1 pseudogene is annotated in these 1,150 nt (G+C 43.7%); it reads right to left on the minus strand.

Annotated elements, in window-relative coordinates:
- Positions 1–125 precede the first annotated feature (125 nt).
- Positions 126–1,150, minus strand: a pseudogene (locus tag D8Q48_RS16980) (group II intron reverse transcriptase/maturase); the annotation flags it as partial.

Consider the following 1,150-nt stretch of genomic DNA (forward strand, 5'->3'; position numbering starts at 1 on the left):
ACCTGATTGTGATAGGTAATCCGCCGCTTTTGCCATATCTCCCGATATGGTAGTCAGGACGGATTTTCCCCCACGTCGCACCGTGCGTGCGGCTTTCGTCGCACACGGCGCTCCATCAATACGGATTAGTTGTTGCGTGTATGTGAAACTACCAGTTTTTCCCTATAACTTAAAATCTTCTTTTGCACTTGTTTTTCATAATCACTGATGTCCATGCCCGGCGTGTTAATCGCCATATAGCATTTCTTGTGTACTGATATAAGGTTGTTGACACGGTTTACTTTATCCAGCGGAAGATATGGGTTAATTCTATGGGTGTATGGAGCATGGTCTATCAACCATTTTCCGCAAACCCTGCATTTGAGCCGGTCACGGTTCAGGGCGTATGCCTTATTCATGACAAACTCAAAATTGTTCAGATAGCCCCATTTACCCTTTAAGACAGCGATTGACGCATTTTCTGAATACACATCATCCAATCTGGCTTGTATGCGCTTCTTCTTAGTGCGCCTGAAATTGATTTCCCGTCCTTCGGCAGTATAGGGCGTTTCTTTTGGATTTTTCCCTCTCGTTTCCTGCCAGTTACAGAACGTGAGCGATGTAACTCCAACATAGATGTCACGGTATTTGACAGAAGGTATCTTTTGCCTGTAATTCTGGTGTATTCGGGGAAGGTTCTGCGTATCTTTGGCTCGAATCCATTTCCCTTTATACTTTTTGAGCCGGCGGCTCGCTGCAAGTTGTATCTTTCTGCCATATTTGTCCATGCTCACGCTAACCCATGTGCAGCATTGATAATACTGGATGACCCCTCGTATCTGGCTGTTAATCCGATTGATTTCATCAATCAGCTTTTCACGGCTTGTATCCCGTGGGATTTTCTTAATATTATCCGCTATCACATCAACTTTGCGTTTCAGTCTTTCTCTGTCCGGCTGTGTTCTGGTAACATAACCATGTTCGCCTTTCCCCTTTACTACCTTAAACTCGTATCCGAGAAATGTGGCGTGTTTCTTTCTTACATCCGTAATCAGTGTTTTCTCTTTGGATAATGTCAGCTTCATCTCTGTTTCCAGAAATTCCTTTAACGATGATTTCCAAAATTCAGCATGTTCCCGGCTATCTGTAATAATTACAAAATCGTCGGCAT

Source organism: Ruminococcus sp. B05, assembly GCF_003628495.1.
Lineage (GTDB): Bacteria > Bacillota > Clostridia > Lachnospirales > Lachnospiraceae > Schaedlerella > Schaedlerella hominis.